This window comes from Vibrio sp. R11-SG3-ISO9, from assembly GCF_059834255.1.
In genome coordinates this window covers 73,045-89,425 of record NZ_JCBDGU010000056.1, presented here as the reverse complement: position 1 = coordinate 89,425, position 16,381 = coordinate 73,045, and the positions used below count along the sequence as shown (strand labels likewise).

General features: G+C 44.4%; 15 protein-coding genes. 7 read left to right on the top strand and 8 right to left on the bottom strand.

Features of this window, described 5'->3' with window-relative positions; all coding sequences use genetic code 11:
• Window positions 1-142: 142 nt before the first annotated feature.
• Window positions 143-1,546 (top strand): alpha-amylase family glycosyl hydrolase, encoded by a 1,404-nt coding sequence (locus AC6R05_RS21380; RefSeq protein ID WP_500648555.1) that lies wholly within the window; start codon window positions 143-145, stop codon window positions 1,544-1,546.
• A 112-nt stretch (window positions 1,547-1,658) separates the two neighbouring features.
• On the opposite strand, the gene AC6R05_RS21375 is transcribed toward AC6R05_RS21380, so the two are convergent.
• The 4 genes from AC6R05_RS21375 to AC6R05_RS21360 form a co-directional block, all read right to left on the bottom strand.
• On the bottom strand, window positions 1,659-3,530 hold the full coding sequence (locus AC6R05_RS21375; protein WP_500648554.1) for a methyl-accepting chemotaxis protein: 1,872 nt from the start codon (window positions 3,528-3,530) through the stop codon (window positions 1,659-1,661).
• Between the two features lie 420 nt (window positions 3,531-3,950).
• Entirely contained in the window at window positions 3,951-5,321 is a 1,371-nt protein-coding gene (locus AC6R05_RS21370) for a YjiH family protein (RefSeq protein ID WP_500648553.1), read from the bottom strand.
• A 227-nt stretch (window positions 5,322-5,548) separates the two neighbouring features.
• On the bottom strand, window positions 5,549-6,223 hold the full coding sequence (locus tag AC6R05_RS21365) for a YoaK family protein (protein ID WP_032550437.1): 675 nt from the start codon (window positions 6,221-6,223) through the stop codon (window positions 5,549-5,551).
• Window positions 6,224-6,328: 105 nt separating this feature from the next.
• Window positions 6,329-6,748, bottom strand: coding sequence for a GFA family protein (locus tag AC6R05_RS21360; RefSeq protein WP_084181840.1), 420 nt, complete (start codon window positions 6,746-6,748; stop codon window positions 6,329-6,331).
• A 94-nt stretch (window positions 6,749-6,842) separates the two neighbouring features.
• On the opposite strand from AC6R05_RS21360, the gene AC6R05_RS21355 reads away from it, so the two are divergent.
• From AC6R05_RS21355 to shyA, 3 genes are all read left to right on the top strand, one after another.
• Window positions 6,843-7,487, top strand: a complete 645-nt coding sequence (locus tag AC6R05_RS21355) for a hypothetical protein (protein WP_500648552.1) — start codon at window positions 6,843-6,845, stop codon at window positions 7,485-7,487.
• Between the two features lie 126 nt (window positions 7,488-7,613).
• Window positions 7,614-7,913 carry an isoamylase early set domain-containing protein gene (locus AC6R05_RS21350; RefSeq protein ID WP_032550435.1) on the top strand — a complete coding sequence of 100 codons (300 nt, stop codon included), beginning with the start codon at window positions 7,614-7,616 and terminating at the stop codon, window positions 7,911-7,913.
• 218 nt (window positions 7,914-8,131) lie between these two features.
• Window positions 8,132-9,406, top strand: coding sequence for a peptidoglycan DD-endopeptidase ShyA (gene shyA, locus AC6R05_RS21345; protein WP_150870017.1), 1,275 nt, complete (start codon window positions 8,132-8,134; stop codon window positions 9,404-9,406).
• A gap of 88 nt (window positions 9,407-9,494) precedes the next feature.
• Here shyA and AC6R05_RS21340 read toward each other — a convergent pair whose 3' ends face one another.
• Together AC6R05_RS21340 and AC6R05_RS21335 are read right to left on the bottom strand one after the other, a co-directional pair.
• Window positions 9,495-11,363: a putative bifunctional diguanylate cyclase/phosphodiesterase gene (locus AC6R05_RS21340; protein WP_500648551.1), complete on the bottom strand. Its 1,869-nt coding sequence runs from the start codon at window positions 11,361-11,363 to the stop codon at window positions 9,495-9,497.
• A 122-nt stretch (window positions 11,364-11,485) separates the two neighbouring features.
• Complete coding sequence (locus AC6R05_RS21335; RefSeq protein ID WP_500648550.1) at window positions 11,486-12,379, bottom strand: LysR family transcriptional regulator; 894 nt, start codon at window positions 12,377-12,379, stop codon at window positions 11,486-11,488.
• 107 nt (window positions 12,380-12,486) lie between these two features.
• Between AC6R05_RS21335 and AC6R05_RS21330 the strand changes: the two genes are divergently transcribed.
• The 3 genes from AC6R05_RS21330 to AC6R05_RS21320 all read left to right on the top strand — a co-directional run bounded on the left by AC6R05_RS21330 (window position 12,487) and on the right by AC6R05_RS21320 (window position 14,501).
• Complete coding sequence (locus tag AC6R05_RS21330) at window positions 12,487-13,695, top strand: multidrug effflux MFS transporter (protein ID WP_500648792.1); 1,209 nt, start codon at window positions 12,487-12,489, stop codon at window positions 13,693-13,695.
• Between the two features lie 62 nt (window positions 13,696-13,757).
• Window positions 13,758-14,108 (top strand): hypothetical protein, encoded by a 351-nt coding sequence (locus tag AC6R05_RS21325; RefSeq protein ID WP_032550431.1) that lies wholly within the window; start codon window positions 13,758-13,760, stop codon window positions 14,106-14,108.
• Between the two features lie 258 nt (window positions 14,109-14,366).
• Window positions 14,367-14,501, top strand: a complete 135-nt coding sequence (locus AC6R05_RS21320; RefSeq protein WP_255232076.1) for a hypothetical protein — start codon at window positions 14,367-14,369, stop codon at window positions 14,499-14,501.
• 152 nt (window positions 14,502-14,653) lie between these two features.
• On the opposite strand, the gene AC6R05_RS21315 is transcribed toward AC6R05_RS21320, so the two are convergent.
• Both AC6R05_RS21315 and AC6R05_RS21310 read right to left on the bottom strand, forming a co-directional pair.
• Window positions 14,654-15,271 (bottom strand): glutaredoxin domain-containing protein, encoded by a 618-nt coding sequence (locus AC6R05_RS21315; RefSeq protein WP_032550430.1) that lies wholly within the window; start codon window positions 15,269-15,271, stop codon window positions 14,654-14,656.
• A 132-nt stretch (window positions 15,272-15,403) separates the two neighbouring features.
• Window positions 15,404-16,279: a DMT family transporter gene (locus tag AC6R05_RS21310; protein WP_500648549.1), complete on the bottom strand. Its 876-nt coding sequence runs from the start codon at window positions 16,277-16,279 to the stop codon at window positions 15,404-15,406.
• Window positions 16,280-16,381 lie beyond the last annotated feature (102 nt).

Genomic DNA, 16,381 nt, shown 5'->3' with positions numbered 1-16,381 from the left:
CCCCTAAGCCCTTGCTAGGTAGGAGGATGGAAAACTTAGGCATAGCAATATAATGAACGCCATTCTTAGAGAGAATTTATCTGCAACCTTCGTCTTTTACTCTGTAGTTTAAGGTTGCGACTGAGTTTGGTAGGAGAACCACATGGAGAGTTCAGCAATGTTAAACCAACCAGCCACGGATGTTATTTTACACGCCTTCGATTGGCGTTATGCAGACATCGCGGATAGCGCTGCACTGATTCAAGAATTAGGCTACAAATCGGTATTGGTTTCACCAGCAATGAAGTCGCTACGTAGTGACAAGAACAAACCACAACAGAAACCAACCCAATGGTGGCAGCGCTACCAACCCCAAGATTATCGTGTCATCGACAACCAGTTGGGTGACACCCAAGACTTTGCTGCAATGGTCGATACCTTAAGACAGCATGGTCTAAGAACCTACGTTGACGTGGTGTTTAACCATATGGCGAATGAGTCGAGTATTCGTAGTGACTTGACGTACCCAAATCAAAGCGATCGCAACGATTACCAACAAGACCCTGAATATTACGAATCGATTCGCCTGTTCGGTGATTTGTCACAGCCACTATTTGATGAGAATGACTTTGTGGAAGCGTTCGGCATTAAGAACTGGCGTGATAAGTGGGAAGTGCAGAATGGTCGTATTACTGGTGGCCCTACCGATCCGGGTTTACCAACTCTGTTAGACAATGAAAATGTCGTTGAGCAACAGCGTAGCTACTTGAAGGCATTGAAATCCATGGGTGTGAAAGGCTTCCGTATCGATGCCGCTAAGCACATGACGTTAGCTCACCTACGTAAGGTATGGACGGACGATATTTGCGAGCAAATGCATATTTTCGGCGAGATCATTACCGATGGTGGTGCAACAGAAGAAGAGTACGAGCTGTTTCTGGAGCCATACCTTAAGCACACTCGTTTAGGCGCTTATGATTTCCCGTTGTTCAATACCATCTTTAAGGCGTTTGATAAGAAGGGAAGCTTTAAGTCGTTGATTAACCCATACTGTTTTGGACAAGCACTCTCAAACACGCGCGCGATTACCTTTGCAGTGACACACGATATCCCAAATAACGATGTGTTCCTTGAGTACATGATGGATGAAGACGCTGAGAAGTTGGCTACTGCTTTCATCTTAGGACGTGATGGCGGTGTACCTCTGATTTACAGCGAGCTCGATACCAGTGGCATTAAAGACCGTGATGGTCAGCCTCGTTGGCTTAACGATTGGAAAGCGCCATATATGCGCGGCATGATTCAGTTCCACAACTGCACGCACGGAGAAACAATGCGTGTCGTTGAAGCGAATGATGACCTACTAGTGTTTGTTCGTGGTGATAAAGGCATTGTGGTGATTAACAAGTCTAAGCGCAGTAAAACCGCCAATCTGACTTGGTGTGGCTCTGTGACGGATACGCTTTCAGGTAAAGTGTTTGAGAGCGATGAAAAGACGCTAACGCTGAAAGTGGAAGCCAACAGTTGTTTGATGCTGCTTGCTACCCCTGAGGATGAATCGGCGTAACTGAACACTCAGACTGTATATTAGTTGTATTAAAAAGGCCGGTTGATTATCAAACCGGCCTTTGTTTTTTTCATTAACTAACGGTGATTAAACCATTGCACGTTAACGCAAGTTACACGATGAATTTGTTCAATAGCTCATCTTGTTGACGAACATTGTCTGTTTGAACTTGCATCGCTTCATTTGCTTGCTGTGCAGACTCTGATACCTGAGTAGATAGGTCTTTGATCTTAACAGTGTTGTTGTTGATCTCTTCCGCTACTAGGCTCTGCTCTTCCGCCGCAGATGCGATTTGAATGTTCATATCAGAGATGCGTTGAATTGCATCACGGATACGATCAAGTGCCGAGTTCGCTTCTTGAGCGCGCTCTACTGCATCAGTTGCTGTGTCTTTGCTCTGGTTCATCGCGTTCGATACTGAGCTTGCACCTGCTTGAAGTTGTTCGATCATGTTGCGGATCTCAGTAGTCGACTCTTGTGTGCGCTGGGCTAGAGTACGAACCTCATCTGCTACAACCGCAAAGCCGCGACCTGATTCACCTGCACGTGCTGCTTCAATAGCCGCGTTTAGTGCCAGTAGGTTAGTCTGGTCAGCAATGTCATTGATTACTTTCAAGATCGTTTCGATGTTTGCTGTCGCAGACTCAAGTACTTCTACTTCAGCTACCGCTTGGTCGATACGAGAAGATAGGTTGTCAATGGCTTGCGTTGTATCGCTTACTACTGAAGTACCATCTAGTGTCGCTTCATCCGCTTCACGAGCCGCTGCTGCTGCGCCTTGAGCATTGTTAGCAACTTCGGTAGCCGTAACTGCCATCTCGTTCATTGCGGTTGCTAGCTGTTCAAGCTCTTGAAGCTGCGTGCTCATCGCGTGTGCAGACTCTTCAGCACCTTGAACGGTGATTTCAGTGCCGCGTTTGATTTCAACACCAATTGCTTTTGATTGAATGATCTGTTTCTGAAGGTTCTCGGTAAAGGTGTTGAAGCCTTTCGCAAGTTCAGAGAACTCTTTGTCAGTGTCGGTATCTAGACGCTTAGTCAGATCACCTTGACCGCTTGCAACGTCATTGATCGCTTCGTTCAGAGCATCCAGTGGGCGCATTAGCACGCGAATCAGAACGGTTAGTGCGATAACACTTAGAACAACAGCAATCAAAGAGTAGATGATAGAGCTATTTTTCAGCTCAGAAACCGTCTGGAAAGCGATCTCTTCATCTAGGATTGCACCCACGTACCAGTTTTCGCTTGGGATTGGCGTAAAGCTTACTAGGTAAGACTTGCCATCAATCTCGATACTCTGTGAACCTTCACGAATAGAAGCTTGTGGTAGGTAGCTTGATAGCTTCTCACCGTTATTTTTCGCTTCTGGGTGCGCGATGGTCGTGCCGTCTGCCGTTACTAGGAATAGGTAACCCGCGTCAAACAAGTTCACCTTGTTTACCAGTGTCGCTAAGTTGGTCAGTTCTAGGTCGTAGAACATACCAGCCGTGAACTGGCCATTATCTTTAACTGGTGTACCCACAGAGATGATGACTTTCTTGCTTGATGCATCCACGTATGGAGCTGTTACAACAAGAGAGTTATTTGTTTTCGCATCGATATACCAAGGACGAACGCGAGGATCGTAGTCTGGACCTGCATCCCAACCGTCATCGTTTTCGATAACAAATCCATTGGCTTCATAACCGAAACCCACTGCCAAGAAGCTGTTCTTTAGTTTTGGTTTTTCCAAAATAGTTTTCACGTAGTCACGATCTTGCGGTGCAATTTCGATAACTTCGGTTGTCGATTGGGCAAGTGCTTTTTTGGCCGTCATTTCAGATACAACGGTATTTTTTACACCTGCAACCATCTCCTTGAGGCTGGCATTGACGTGACTCTCAACCGCACCTCGAACAGTGTATAGCTGCTGAATAGACAGTAGTGATACTGTGACTAGCAGTAAGGCCGATGATGCTGCGACCACCTTATGGCTAAATTTCATTGAGTATTCCCCTTCTCACAGGCTTTGCGAAGACCAAATTAACTTTTGTTTTTATTGTTTTATATATATCGGCAAATAAATTCCTTACTTGAAGATATTTTCACAAAAAAGATTACAAAACCACAACAAAATAAACAACACAAAATTCCATATATTGTTAATTTATATATTTCTCATTTAAGTTCATAGACTTGTGTGTCAAGTTTGTTAATCGTTTGCGCGGGCATGATGCATAAGGCTTGGGCGATTACAATGCCTACTGGGAAGAGCTACTTACTCAATTATTTTTAAAGCTTATCAATTTAATTTAATCAATAAATGAAACGGTTGTTTAAATAATATACAAACGGTTTGGTATAGGTGGGAAATAAAAAAGCCTCACGTTAAGTGAGGCTTTGAATATCTTTGCACAATGCGTAATTAGAATATCATATGTGCTACACCAGCAATAACTGGAAGTGTAATCAACGTACGCAGAATGAAGATGATAAACAGTTCAAAGATGTTAACTGGGATCTTACTTCCAAGTAGTAGTGCACCGACTTCAGACATGTAGATAAGCTGTGTTACCGACATCGCTGCAATCACGAAACGTGTCATCTCGTTATCAATAGAAGCTGCAAGGATTGCTGGGATAAACATATCAGCGAAACCAACTACGATCGTTTCAGATGCTGCTACCGCTTCAGGTACGCCTAGTAGCTCCAAGAATGGAATGAAAGGCTGACCAAGAATAGCGAAGATAGAGGTGTACTCAGCAATAATAAGAGCGATAGTACCTAAACCCATAACAACTGGAAGTACGCCAAATACCATGTCTACAGCATTACGCACGCCTTCACCAAAGACACCTTTCGCTGACTTCACTTGAGATGCTTTATTTACCGCCAGCTCAAGACCCCAAGAGAAAGTGCTGTGACCTGCAGGGATTGCATCAGCATCTTCTTGTGGTTTAGAGCCGTCAATAAACGTGTCTTTTTTCATGCTTAGTGGCGGTAAGCGAGGAATAACAACCGCCGCAACGAAACCTGCTAAACAGATCGCAGCGTAGAAAGGTAGGAACAGGTGCTCTAGCTCTACCTGTGCGATAACCACAAGGCTGAAAGTAATAGAAACCGCAGAGAACGTAGTACCAACAACTGCAGCTTCACGCTGAGTGTAGAACTTGTTTTCGTACTGCTTGCTGGTTAGCAGGATACCGACACTGCCGTCACCTAACCAAGATGCCATACAATCGATCGCGCTACGGCCTGGTAGGTTGAAGATAGGGCGCATTACTTTACTCAGTAGTGTGCCAAACAACTCTAGTAAACCAAAGTTAAGTAGCAGTGGCAGTAGAAGACCTGCAAAGATGAAAACAGAGAACAGTGTTGGCAGTAGGCCTTCAAGCACTAGTCCACCAGTATTCTCTTCCCATACAGCCATTGGACCGACTTGGAAGAACGTCATGACAGCAGCTGCACCACCAATAACACGTACCGCTAACCACAATGGAGATGGGTTGAATAGGCCGTTTAGGAATGGGCTAGATTGAATAAACGTAGGCTTGAAAAGTTTAGTGCAAATAGACGCGAGCGCCATAAAAGCAACAATCGCTGTGATTGCAGGTACCAAAACATCACCAAAAACGGCTTGAATGGATTTTGCAAGGATTGCAACAGGAATGGTTAGATCACCCTCATAGCTGATAGGTGCCATGAATAAGAATAAACCGATGAGCGATGGGATTAAGAAAATCCAGAAACTGCTTTTTGATTTTTCAGTATTCGCAGTGTTCATGTTGTTAGACATTGTATAGTTCTCGTATATCTACTCGTAAAAAGCCACATCCTTGGCATTTTTATGCACTAAACATCCGTATTCTTTCATTGGCGGCAAGACTACATAGTATTATGCAAACTTGCAATACTATTCATCGTGGATCGGTAAATATTCACCACCTGCATGCTGCCATTGCCAGAAAGCCTAGTATAAAGTTTCGCAGATGTTACTTTTGTTTTGGTTATGTTGCTAGTTTTTTATAAAATATCTAGCTTATTCGTTTGGCGGTAGAGGTATAGCCAGTAGACAAACGCGATCACAAATGCAAAAGATGCAGGGAAAGCCAATGCAGTGATCTCGAATTTTTGGAATAGACAAGCACCCACCAAACCGCCTGATAAGAAGCCGACTACGATAAAGAGTAGCAGTTTTGCTTTACGACGATCGAAAGGCGTCCCTTTTAAACGAGCGCCAATCATAATGCCAAGGTCAGTAATGATGCCGCTCATGTGAGTGGTGCGGATGATAGCGCCGCTATAGGTGGTGATCATCGCATTCTGCAGTCCACACGCCGCTGATGCGAAGTATTGACCATAAGCGTAACCATTAAGCAGTGCCCATAACGCTATGAAGAGCAACGTTCCTTCAATACAAAGTGCCACACCGTAACGTCTTCCCAGCTTGAGTGCTTGATTCTCAATGAAGAAACCACTGAATGCGGCGCCAAGCATGAAACTGACAACAATTAACAGTAGATGCCAAGAGATCAATGAGGGTGTGAGTAGGCTACTCCCTAATAAAGAGAGGGTTCCTGATAGGTGTGAAATCGCTTGATGTTGGAATCCAAGCAGGCCAATTGCATTAACACTTCCTGCCAAACCGGCAAGCAGCAGTGCACCATATTCGATCCAACGAGGGAGTTTAGAGATCATGCGCGTGGCCTGATGAATGAAAGAAGGGGCGGATTATAACGCTAGCAAAATCTAACGCTAGCGTTGTCCATTAATAGAGTTTGATCTTAGGCAATCAATAGCGATTTAGTTAAAGCGTTCCATTTCACAATCAAACTTAACCCAGCCATGTTTGCGCTCTTCATACACGGAAAAACTAGGGATAGGAAAGTCGCGCTCTTTGAAAAGACCAAGGGGAACGATCAGAGCATCTGGTGCTCCTGTGGTTTGTAACAACATGGTGGTGCCGCATTTAGGGCAGAATTGATAGTGGACTTCATTGCCGCTATCGCTAATGCGTGAAAAACTGGTGACTTCTCCACTGAGAGTGACTTGTTCGCTAGCAAATCTAGCCTGTACGCCAAACACACTTCCTGTTCTTTTTTGGCATTCATAGCAATGGCATACCGCGGTTCTGAGTGGCTCGCCACGACAGACCAAACTGGTGGCACCACAACGACATTCACAACTTCTTACAGCTTTTTCATTCGCACTATTTGTATTCATGCACAACTCGCTTTCTGGTTAAGCTCATATTGCTAATTATACTAAAGCCATTTAAGGTCTGCACAAGTCGATGAAAATCAAAGAATAGAAGTTCATGAAAAAGAAAATTTTACCGATTCCCCTGATCCTGTTGATCCCAATTGTGATGCTGGTGGTTGTGATTGTTGCGGGTCTATATCGCTTTAGTTTGACTGATGAAGAGATACTGGCCAAATTCCCCTCGTCTCAGGTGAGTTATGACCCTGTGGTTGAGTTGGTGTTTGACTTAAAAGCAACTAACCCTTGGACAATTAAAGTGCCAGAGACCCAAGCGTTCGCTTTTATTGATGAATATATGGACTCTAAGCATATAGCCTCTGGTCGTTACGACTCTGGTGCTGAGCGCGGCACGGTGCAAGTGGCTACAGATATGATTGTTGCACTCACCGTTGGACAAGATCAGATGTTTGTCGCACCGATGTGGGTTTCCAATCAAGGCTCTGGCGTCTTTCATTACCTAGCATTGTTTAAATTTGATAAAGCACGCAGTCGTGTAGTGTTGGTGGATGAGCTTCTTTTAGGTGATCGCATTCAATTAGAAACTCTGGATATCACAAATGCGGGTGGTGAAGCTCAAAACAGCTATCAGGGTTTGGTGAGCTTCAACCAACACAGTGCTCAACAGTCTTACGCAGAGGCCCCTGACGAGAAAGTGATATCGAGCTTTACGGTAAATAAGCAATCAATTGAAGTGCATTAAAGGTTTTAATCGTGCATTGTTTTGTTGTTTATGTGAGCTAAATTACATATTATCTTAGATAGTTGACTGAAATTTAGACACAAAATCGGTTTTGTGTTGGACGATTTTTACAAATGGAGCTTGCGAATGATTAACAAACGCTTTTTTAAAACCAAAGATGAAGTAGAAGTGACCTTTGAGCTGGAGGCTCAAGAAGCGAACTCAGTGTCTATTGTCGCTGATTTCCTGGATTGGAAGGCCACGCCAATGAAGAAGTTGGCAAAAGGGAAAGTCTACAAGTTTAAAACACGTCTACCAAAAGATGGAGAGTTTCAATTCCGTTACTTAGTGGACGATCAGCAATGGGTCAATGACGCTAATGCTGACAGCTACATCCCGAATGAGTTTGGCGAAGATAACTGCTTAGTATCAACGGCTAATGCATAACGGCGGTTAGCGATTTTAAAGGATGATAAAGCAGAGGCTGTAATGCCTCTGCTTTTTTATTTCTTTAGTGAATAGATATTAGGAAAGTTCGGCGATAATAACTCAATGACTTAGCATGATCGAGTAAGATTAGCGTCATATTATGACAATGTATTGATGATTTATGCGTTTGAAAAGCATATCCTATGGTCTTTATATCGTAGAAAGACCTGTTTACCGTGTATTCAAAACTATTTTCATCTCCGTTTGCTGCGCTTTCGCCCGTAAAAAAGATAACCATTTTGGGATTGCCTGTATTCGCCTTAATCGGCGTCGCAATCAACTCATCCCAGTCGAGTTTAACTGGAACCATTGAACTCAACTTGCCAGACTCAACCGTGATTGAGTCAATTCTCTCTCCATCGCATAACGTGGCTGAACCACCGACATTCGAATATCAGATCCAAACTGGCGACAGCTTGAGTGGTATTTTCACTCAGTTAGGCTTCTCTTATCAGTCGATGATGAGTGTTATGGAGACGGATCTAAACTACCTAGCGCTTGATACGCTTCAGCCGGGTAACCAGCTGCGTTTTTGGCGCAATGAAGAGACGAACAATCTTGAGAAGATGGAGCTAAGCTTCAACGTTGCTGATAAGGTCGTCTATCGTCGCCTTGAAGACGGCAGCTATGAGTTTGAAGATATCTCTATCCCTGGCGAGTGGAAGCAGAAGCCAATGGTGGGGGCTATTCATGGCAGTTTCTCTACCTCAGCGAATAAACTTGGTCTAAGTAGTGTCGAGATTGACCAAGTTGTTTCTCTTCTTAAAGACAAGCTTAACTTTAGCCGTGACCTACGTGCTGGCGACACCTTTGAAGTATTGCAACGTGCTCAATATGTTGATGGTGTTGCGACAGGTAAACGTGAAATTGAAGCGGTGAAGATCGTTAATCGCGGGCGTTTAGTCTCCGCTTATCTGCATAGCGATGGTCAATACTATGATGCGAAGGGTGATAGCCTACAGAGAGCTTTCCAGAGATACCCTGTTAGCCGCAACTGGCGCTTGAGCTCGCATTTTAATCCGAAGCGTCTGCACCCTGTGACGGGCCGCGTTTCACCTCATAACGGTACTGACTTTGCGACGCCAATTGGTACGCCAGTACAGTCGACAGGTGATGGTACGGTTATTATGACCCGCAAACACCCTTACGCGGGTAACTATGTGGTCATTCAACACAGCAGCACTTACAAAACCCGCTACCTGCATCTAAGCAAGATCTTGGTGCGCAAAGGACAGCAAGTGTCGCGTGGTCAGCGTATTGGTCTATCGGGTAAGACAGGTCGAGTGACGGGTCCACACCTTCACTATGAGTTGATCGAACGCGGTCGCCCAGTTGACGCAATGAAAGCGAATATCCCGATGGCAAACTCGGTGCCTAAGAAAGAGAAAGCGGAGTTCTTTGCATTGCGCGATAAAGCTGATGCTTTGTTAGAGAAGCAAGCTAACATTTAAGTCATCGTGAAGCTCAAACATAAACCGTGAATAGTTAGCTATTCACGGTTTATTTGTTTATGGCTTTTGTTTGTCTGTTGTTGGCTGTTCACTCCAGCTCTATCTCATCTTTGTTAGAAGTTAACTCAGTAGTTGGCCGCCCTTGGATTTTGGCGATCATGTCTTGCGCGGGCAAGGGACAAGAGAAGAAAAAGCCTTGTATCTTATCGCATCCCATAGCGTGCAATGTTTCGAGCTGCTCTTTATGCTCAACTCCCTCCGCAACCAACGATACCCCTAGGCGATTTGCTAGTTGTACAATAAGCCAGACGACGCTCTCAGCAGTATCACTGGTCAGCAACCCTTGTATGAAGGTCGCATCGATCTTGATGCAATCAATGGGGTAGCTATGAATATAGTTCAAGCTCGAATATCCAGTACCAAAGTCATCAAGTGCGATAGTGAAGCCTTGTTGTCTCATCGTGCTGAGCACATTTTTAGTCCCTTCAGTCGGGGACAGCAGCACCGTCTCTGTTAGCTCGATAACAAAGTCGCGCTTGTCGAAGTGAAAATGTTTAATCATCTTGGTCAAGTAGTTGAGGTAGCGTTGGCTGTCATGTAACTCGTGCGCTGAACAGTTGATACCAAGCTTCACTGAGTACCCTAACTCTTTCTCTAGAAGTGTTTTTGCTCGGCATGCGAGTTCAATGACTCTTTCTCCCAGTTCGACTATCAGCCCAGACTCCTCAGCCACTTCAATAAACTCGACAGGGGAGATATTTCCGTGCTTTTTCGTGCGCCAACGCGCCAAGACTTCAAAATAATCCCAGCGTTGGGATTGAGCACTCACTATAGGTTGAACAGCAACGTATAACCCTTGCTCTGAACGTGGATCGATGGGTAGTGAAAGCTCGTCTTTTAATGCAGTGACAAGTTCTGCCTTACGATGATAAGCAGCACTGAGGTGCGTGTCATAACACTTAACACGAGTATTGGGAGCCTGTTTACATGCCTTTAAAGCGAGGCTGGTATTAAAGATGAGTTGCTCGATGTCTTTCATTCCGTCCTGGGAGCGGGCTAACCCAATACTGACGTTGAAGTCGAGTTGCAAGGTGCTGCCGATACGACTGTGTTTGAGCTCTCTTAAAATGGCGTCACAAACACTGAATGGATCTGAATGATAGGTGATAAAGGCAAACTCGTTGCCAGCGGTGCGGAATGTTAGGTTCTTCTCGGGTACCACTGCTTTTAGAATGTCGGCTAATTTCTGTAATACCTTGTCTCCAATGTAGTTGCCGTGCATGTCGTTGATGGCTTTAAAACTGTCTATGTCGAGAATCGCCAAGGCGAAAGGTGGGTGGCTCTGTTGAGTAATCGACTCCAGCGTATCCGCTAAACAAGAACGATTGAGCAGGCCGGTTAGACTATCGTGAGAAACCTCGTAACTGAGTTGGTGAACGAGTTGTTCAGATCGATCATTGAACCACATTTCTCTAAGGGTATGCGTCATGATGTTGGCGAAGATCTGATGGTGTTGAATCATTTCTTGCTTAATCTCTTGATCCAAAGGCGTCTTAAATGATGACAGCAATACCCCCATGACTTCGCCGCTCGGCGTTTTGGTTGGGATTGCTAGCAAATGGTTCGTCTGAACAACTTGGGTAAAGGCCTCTGACGGCAGAATGTCAATAACGTGTCTCGCAGCGTGACTATCAGGATGATGATGACGCACGGCTTCTTGATAGAGCTGACGATGCAGAGGATTAATTCTATCGTGATGGATGTGGTGATCGTGGGCGATGATCATCGGTGAGATCTGATCGGGAAAATACTTACGTTCAACGAGGCTTGTGTAGTCGGTATCGTAAGCGCTATGTAGACTCAAAACGGCAGACTCTAGAAGATCTAACCCATCCAATTCGAGGAGTTGTCCGACAGTTTTGAGCTCAATTTCAGTGCGATTATGGGCGTATACCATATGCACCCCCTAGCCATTGCTTATCTAATTTAGTATATGCATGTTAGTTAGTATGGCGTTTGTTAATCAGATTTCAAATGGCGTTGAGAACTTTTCTCGCTGATTCGGGGGGGACAGAGCGATTAATAGAGTGGGCTCCCTTCTTGTCTTAAACGCTCTTTTAAGTGATCCAGAAATAGCGTGGTCAAGGTGTGGGAGTAGTCGAGTTTAGGGTAGTAGGCATAAACCATCAGTTCGTCCGCAGTGACGTCTGGCAGAATACGAACCAAGTTACCCTGTTTGAGTTCCTCTTTGATGATGGTGCCGTTAGTTAACAGAATGCCAATACCACGCTTTGCTGCATGAAAGAGAGCTTCTGGGTTAGTGGTGGCAAAGTTTCCGCGAAGGGTAATCCGTTTGCCTGTGGCCAACTTCACTTCACGGTCAGGGCGTTCTCCCCATACCAACGAATTATGTTGAGCGAGTTCTGTAATATCTTGTGGAGTGCCGTGCTTTTCTAGGTAGTTCGGCGCTGCATAAAAGCCCGCTTTGTGCTCAAACAGTGGCGACTTTTTAAAAGCAAGTGAGTTGAGCTGCTCTAATTCTCGGCTAATGACCAAATCTAGTCTGAGCTCAGGTACTTGGCCGGGAGTCGTGGTGATCAGTTGAACCTTGATATCTGGGTATTTTTCCAAAAAGTCATCAAGATATTGCACTAGAAACTTGGAACCTACCGCAATGGTAGCGCCGATTTTCAGTAAGCCTGCAGGTGTCTGATTTACTGAGCGTGTTTCATCTACGATCGATTGCCAGTTTTCTAACTGCGCTTTTGAGCGAGTATAAAAAAGGGCTCCAGCTTCAGTCTGACTGATAGAACGAGTAGTGCGCTTCAGGAGTTGTGTTCCAATGCGATCTTCTAACCAATTAACGCGCTTACTGATGGCTGAGCTGGTGGTATTCAGCGAACGTGCCGCACCGTTAAAACTGCCTTCTTCAACCACTTTGATGTAACTCTTAACGTTCAGTATCCAATCCATATTCGTTCCCAGTAAGACTTAATCTAATTCCAAATTGGCTAATTATCATCGCTTAGCTTTGAATGTAGACTCATTATATGAATAAATTTAAGCCAAAAGGAACGATATTGAACGCATCTGACTTTAAAAAGACGCCACTGCTCCTTGCGATGATGATCATTGCGACTGGGCAGGTTGGGGTGAGTATTTATCTACCATCACTGCCACTGATTTCATCGGATCTGGGTATTTCTCAGGTCGATGTTCAACTTCTTGTCACACTCTTTCTAGTGGGTTTTGGTGCATCTCAGCTCTTTTACGGTCCTATGTCTGATGCGGTCGGTCGCCGACCAATATTTTTGCTTGGTCAGGGCGTTTATCTGATTGGCACAGTGATCTGTTTTACCTTCTCAGATAGCGTTGGCGCATTAGAGTTTGGTCGTCTATTACAGGGCTTGGGAGCAGGTAGTGCTTCGGTACTAGGACGAAGCGTACTTAGAGACAGCTACGATGGCGGGCAACTTACCAAAGCGCTCTCTTACATCTCACTAACGGCATCGATTATTCCTATCATTGCGCCGGTTTTTGGTGGTTGGATTGCATTCCATTTAGGTTGGGAATCGGTGTTCTTGTTTGTTCTGATTTACTTGTCGGCGATTTATACCTTGGGATACTTTGTCCTGCCAGAGACCCTACCTTACGGTAAGAGCCGCTTTGAATGGAAAAGCGTGATTAAGAATTACGGCAGTTTGCTGTTAAATCGCCAAGTGGTTGGTAGTGCGAGCTATAACTGGGTGAGTTATCTTGCCAGTTTGGTGACATTGTCTTTGTTCCCGTTTTTGATGCAAGAGAAACTCGGGCTGAGTGCCGCGGATTACGGCTCACTAATGATAGTACCTTCCGCTGGGCTGATGATGGGTAGCGTGCTGTTGAATATCTTCAATAAACGTTTTTCAACGACTCAACTAATGGCGGCGGCGATAACGATCATTTTTGCGGCTGGTACTTGGTTATTAATGAGTGAACTGACGATCTTTAATCTGGTATGGGCATTTACTTGGTTGGCTATCGCACAAGGTATCTCTTTTCCACTATCGATCAGTATGCTTCTTGAACCTCATAAGAAACAAGCGGGTGCGGTATCTGCACTCTCTGGCTCAATTCAGATGTGTTTGGCTGGCTTGTTAGGCGGATACCTAGTTGAAACTTGGGTTACGACTCATGTGCAACTTGGTTGGTTCTATCTGGTATCAGGCAGTGTGATGGGGCTGGTACTGTTTACTTCAAATAAGCGTGGTGTCGAAGAGAGTAGCCGTTCGAAGCAGTATGCATCGTAATGATTGAGTTTAACGACGCCGTTTCTTACAATGTGCGGGTTCATTTAATAGGTAAATAAATCATGCAGCATAAAGAATTCGAAACATTGGTAAAGGCTATCTGTGATCTTGAGACGCTTCCTCAAGCTCTAGAACTGCTAAAGAGCAGCGAAGAGACTGAAGTCGCAGAAGCAGCAGCGTCATTGAGTGGTCAATTTGCGCTTGCTGAAGTAGAAAACGAAAAGCGTATTTACCATGTTACTCAGCAAGAGAATGAGCAGGGTGAAGAGCAAGAGTTTGTTGAGCATGTAATGAACGAAGGCGATGACTTGATCAAATTCGCAGCGTGGTTCTTTGACTCAATGTTTGGTGTTAAGCAAAAAGAAACCTACCAAACGGCAGGCAAAACATATCGTCAACCTAAGCGTAGCTAATCAGCATTGTCTGTACTGGTCTGTTTTATAAGAGTAAGTACGTTATAAGACCAAGCCACGCTATAAGATAAAAGTTGCAGCGCAAATAGTTTAAAAATGAAGCTCTACTTCGGTAGAGCTTTTTTGTAGCTATAAATGAGCCTATCTAACTAGTGATGTAAATTAATTACTAAAAAGTGTGATTTAAATCTTGTTTTTGGGGTTTTTAGGTGTAAAATTACCACATAAAGAAAATTTATTACATCTGTGGTGATTATTATGAGTTACGAATTAGGCAATGTTTACGTGGGTCATATTGTGGCGAAAAACATGATGCACGAAGCGCTACATGGCAAACCAAAACAGAAGAAAATCTCATTCGTTAAGCGAATGATGAAGAAAATGGCAAACTAGTCATTGATCTAAAAGGATTTTAAAAGGCCTTAAGCGAAAAGCTTAAGGCCTTTTTCGTATTCAACAGAACAGCGGTTCAAATGCGATTACTGTTGATACGTCTCTTTGTGGATGGACACAAAATTCTGAGCGATGATCTTTGCAACTCTATCTTAGCCAGTGGATTGGTTAGAAAGATCAACCACGTTGTTTGGGATGGCATCTAAACCCTTCTCTTTCATCCAAGCCTCTAGGTTGTCAGCACCACCAATGTATTGACCGTCTAGCCAGATTTGAGGCACGGTAACGGGTGTTTTCTGTCCAATGTGCGCCTTCACTTCAGGGATCATTCGGTACAGTGCAGCACTGTCTTTTACAACGTCGTGGTACTGGTATTCGATACCCGCTTCATCAAGCATCTTCTTCGCTTTTACACAGAAAGGGCAGGTCGCTTTACCATAAACAATGTTGCCTTTTAGCGTGTCGCGCTCTGTCCACTCTTTGATGACGGACTGTACCAATACGCCACGGTTTAGGGCTTCACCTTGGCTAACAACTTTACCTTCAACGACAAGGATTGGAGCATGCCAAGCGCCATATCTCAATGGTTCCCACCAGTGAGACAACCAATCTTTCACCTCTAGCTCGACATCCACATCAGACAACTCGTTATCAAACGTGTCCTGTAGAATATCTTTGGTTAGGGTACACTCACCACAAGGGATATTGACCTTGAATGGTCCCCAGCTTCCGCCCCAGCGATACAAGGTAATTTTAATTGGTTTGCTCATAGTGACATCCTCGTTTTAAATCTCTTGTAAATATAGAACGATAAGCTCAAATTTTTCTTTCAAAGAAATTTAAATTTATCTGTATTTCCCTATCTTTTAGCACTTACAGCATTTTGCATGAGCGCAACAATCTTATCGCTCTTTCTTGGTTTCCCAATGGGTGATGAAAGCAACTGAAGCGATGATGATCGCGGCACCAAGCCAGAGACGACCAGGTGGTACCCAGCTAAATACAATCCAGCCCGCCAACACATTCAGTGGTAATTTCGCGTGATCGAATGGTTGAACAAATGAGGCATCGGCAACCGAATACGCTTTTACAATGGCCCACTGTGCCAGTGCAGTAAGTACACCAATAACAATCAGAATTGCCCAGATGTTAAAACCACTTGGCATTTGCCATTCAGGTGCTGCCAACAGGATGTTAAATGGCGTGATGAGTAGCAGTAGGTACACCACCATGGTTGAAGGACTGTCATCAGAAGAGAGCTTTTTCACCATCAGTGAGTAGCATGCCCAGAAAAAAGCAGCGCCAACAGGTAAAAGTGTTGCCCAGCTAAAGTCTTCTGCCCATGGTTCTAAAATGATCATCGCACCAGCAAAACCTGCAATGGTTGCTCCCCAGCGCGCAGTACCGACAGTCTCTTTTAAGAACAACCCTGAACCAACAGTCGCAAATAGTGGAGAGGTCATCAGTAGAGCAATACCTTGCCAAATCGGCACGGGATAGGCGAGTGCCCATATCCACAACTGAATACCAATAACCGATAAAAATACGCGTGCGATGTGCATTTTAAGATTGTTGGTTTGCAAGGCTCTACGAATACCCAGAGTCTGCAAATAAGGAAGAATCGCAAAGAATGCAATGGCGTATTGAATAACAGCAACAGTAGTAGAAGCGAGCCCAAAATGAATACTGGCGATTTGGGTTAAACTGTTGATGATCGCGAATGCAAGGCCAGCGGTAAGCATCCAGCTTGCGCCTTGAATCGGGTGATGTTGAGACATAATGTTTCTAATTCATTGATGTGGTTTACGTATGATACGGATTTAGGCCAATGAAACCAGAAAAAAGCGTTGATGAACTTGGTCAAAATAATTGAAGAAACA

Bases quoted from the DNA above. Each gene is read 5' to 3' on its own strand.
- AC6R05_RS21375 (WP_500648554.1), bottom strand. From the start codon at position 3,530: ATGAAATTTAGCCATAAGGTGGTCGCAGCATCATCGGCCTTACTGCTA.
- AC6R05_RS21315 (WP_032550430.1), bottom strand. From the start codon at position 15,271: ATGAGCAAACCAATTAAAATTACCTTGTATCGCTGGGGCGGAAGCTGG.
- AC6R05_RS21370 (WP_500648553.1), bottom strand. From the start codon at position 5,321: ATGTCTAACAACATGAACACTGCGAATACTGAAAAATCAAAAAGCAGT.
- AC6R05_RS21365 (WP_032550437.1), bottom strand. From the start codon at position 6,223: ATGATCTCTAAACTCCCTCGTTGGATCGAATATGGTGCACTGCTGCTT.
- AC6R05_RS21360 (WP_084181840.1), bottom strand. From the start codon at position 6,748: ATGAATACAAATAGTGCGAATGAAAAAGCTGTAAGAAGTTGTGAATGT.
- AC6R05_RS21355 (WP_500648552.1), top strand. From the start codon at position 6,843: ATGAAAAAGAAAATTTTACCGATTCCCCTGATCCTGTTGATCCCAATT.
- AC6R05_RS21325 (WP_032550431.1), top strand. From the start codon at position 13,758: ATGCAGCATAAAGAATTCGAAACATTGGTAAAGGCTATCTGTGATCTT.
- AC6R05_RS21350 (WP_032550435.1), top strand. From the start codon at position 7,614: ATGATTAACAAACGCTTTTTTAAAACCAAAGATGAAGTAGAAGTGACC.
- AC6R05_RS21310 (WP_500648549.1), bottom strand. From the start codon at position 16,279: ATGTCTCAACATCACCCGATTCAAGGCGCAAGCTGGATGCTTACCGCT.
- AC6R05_RS21320 (WP_255232076.1), top strand. From the start codon at position 14,367: ATGAGTTACGAATTAGGCAATGTTTACGTGGGTCATATTGTGGCGAAA.
- AC6R05_RS21340 (WP_500648551.1), bottom strand. From the start codon at position 11,363: ATGGTATACGCCCATAATCGCACTGAAATTGAGCTCAAAACTGTCGGA.
- AC6R05_RS21335 (WP_500648550.1), bottom strand. From the start codon at position 12,379: ATGGATTGGATACTGAACGTTAAGAGTTACATCAAAGTGGTTGAAGAA.
- AC6R05_RS21380 (WP_500648555.1), top strand. From the start codon at position 143: ATGGAGAGTTCAGCAATGTTAAACCAACCAGCCACGGATGTTATTTTA.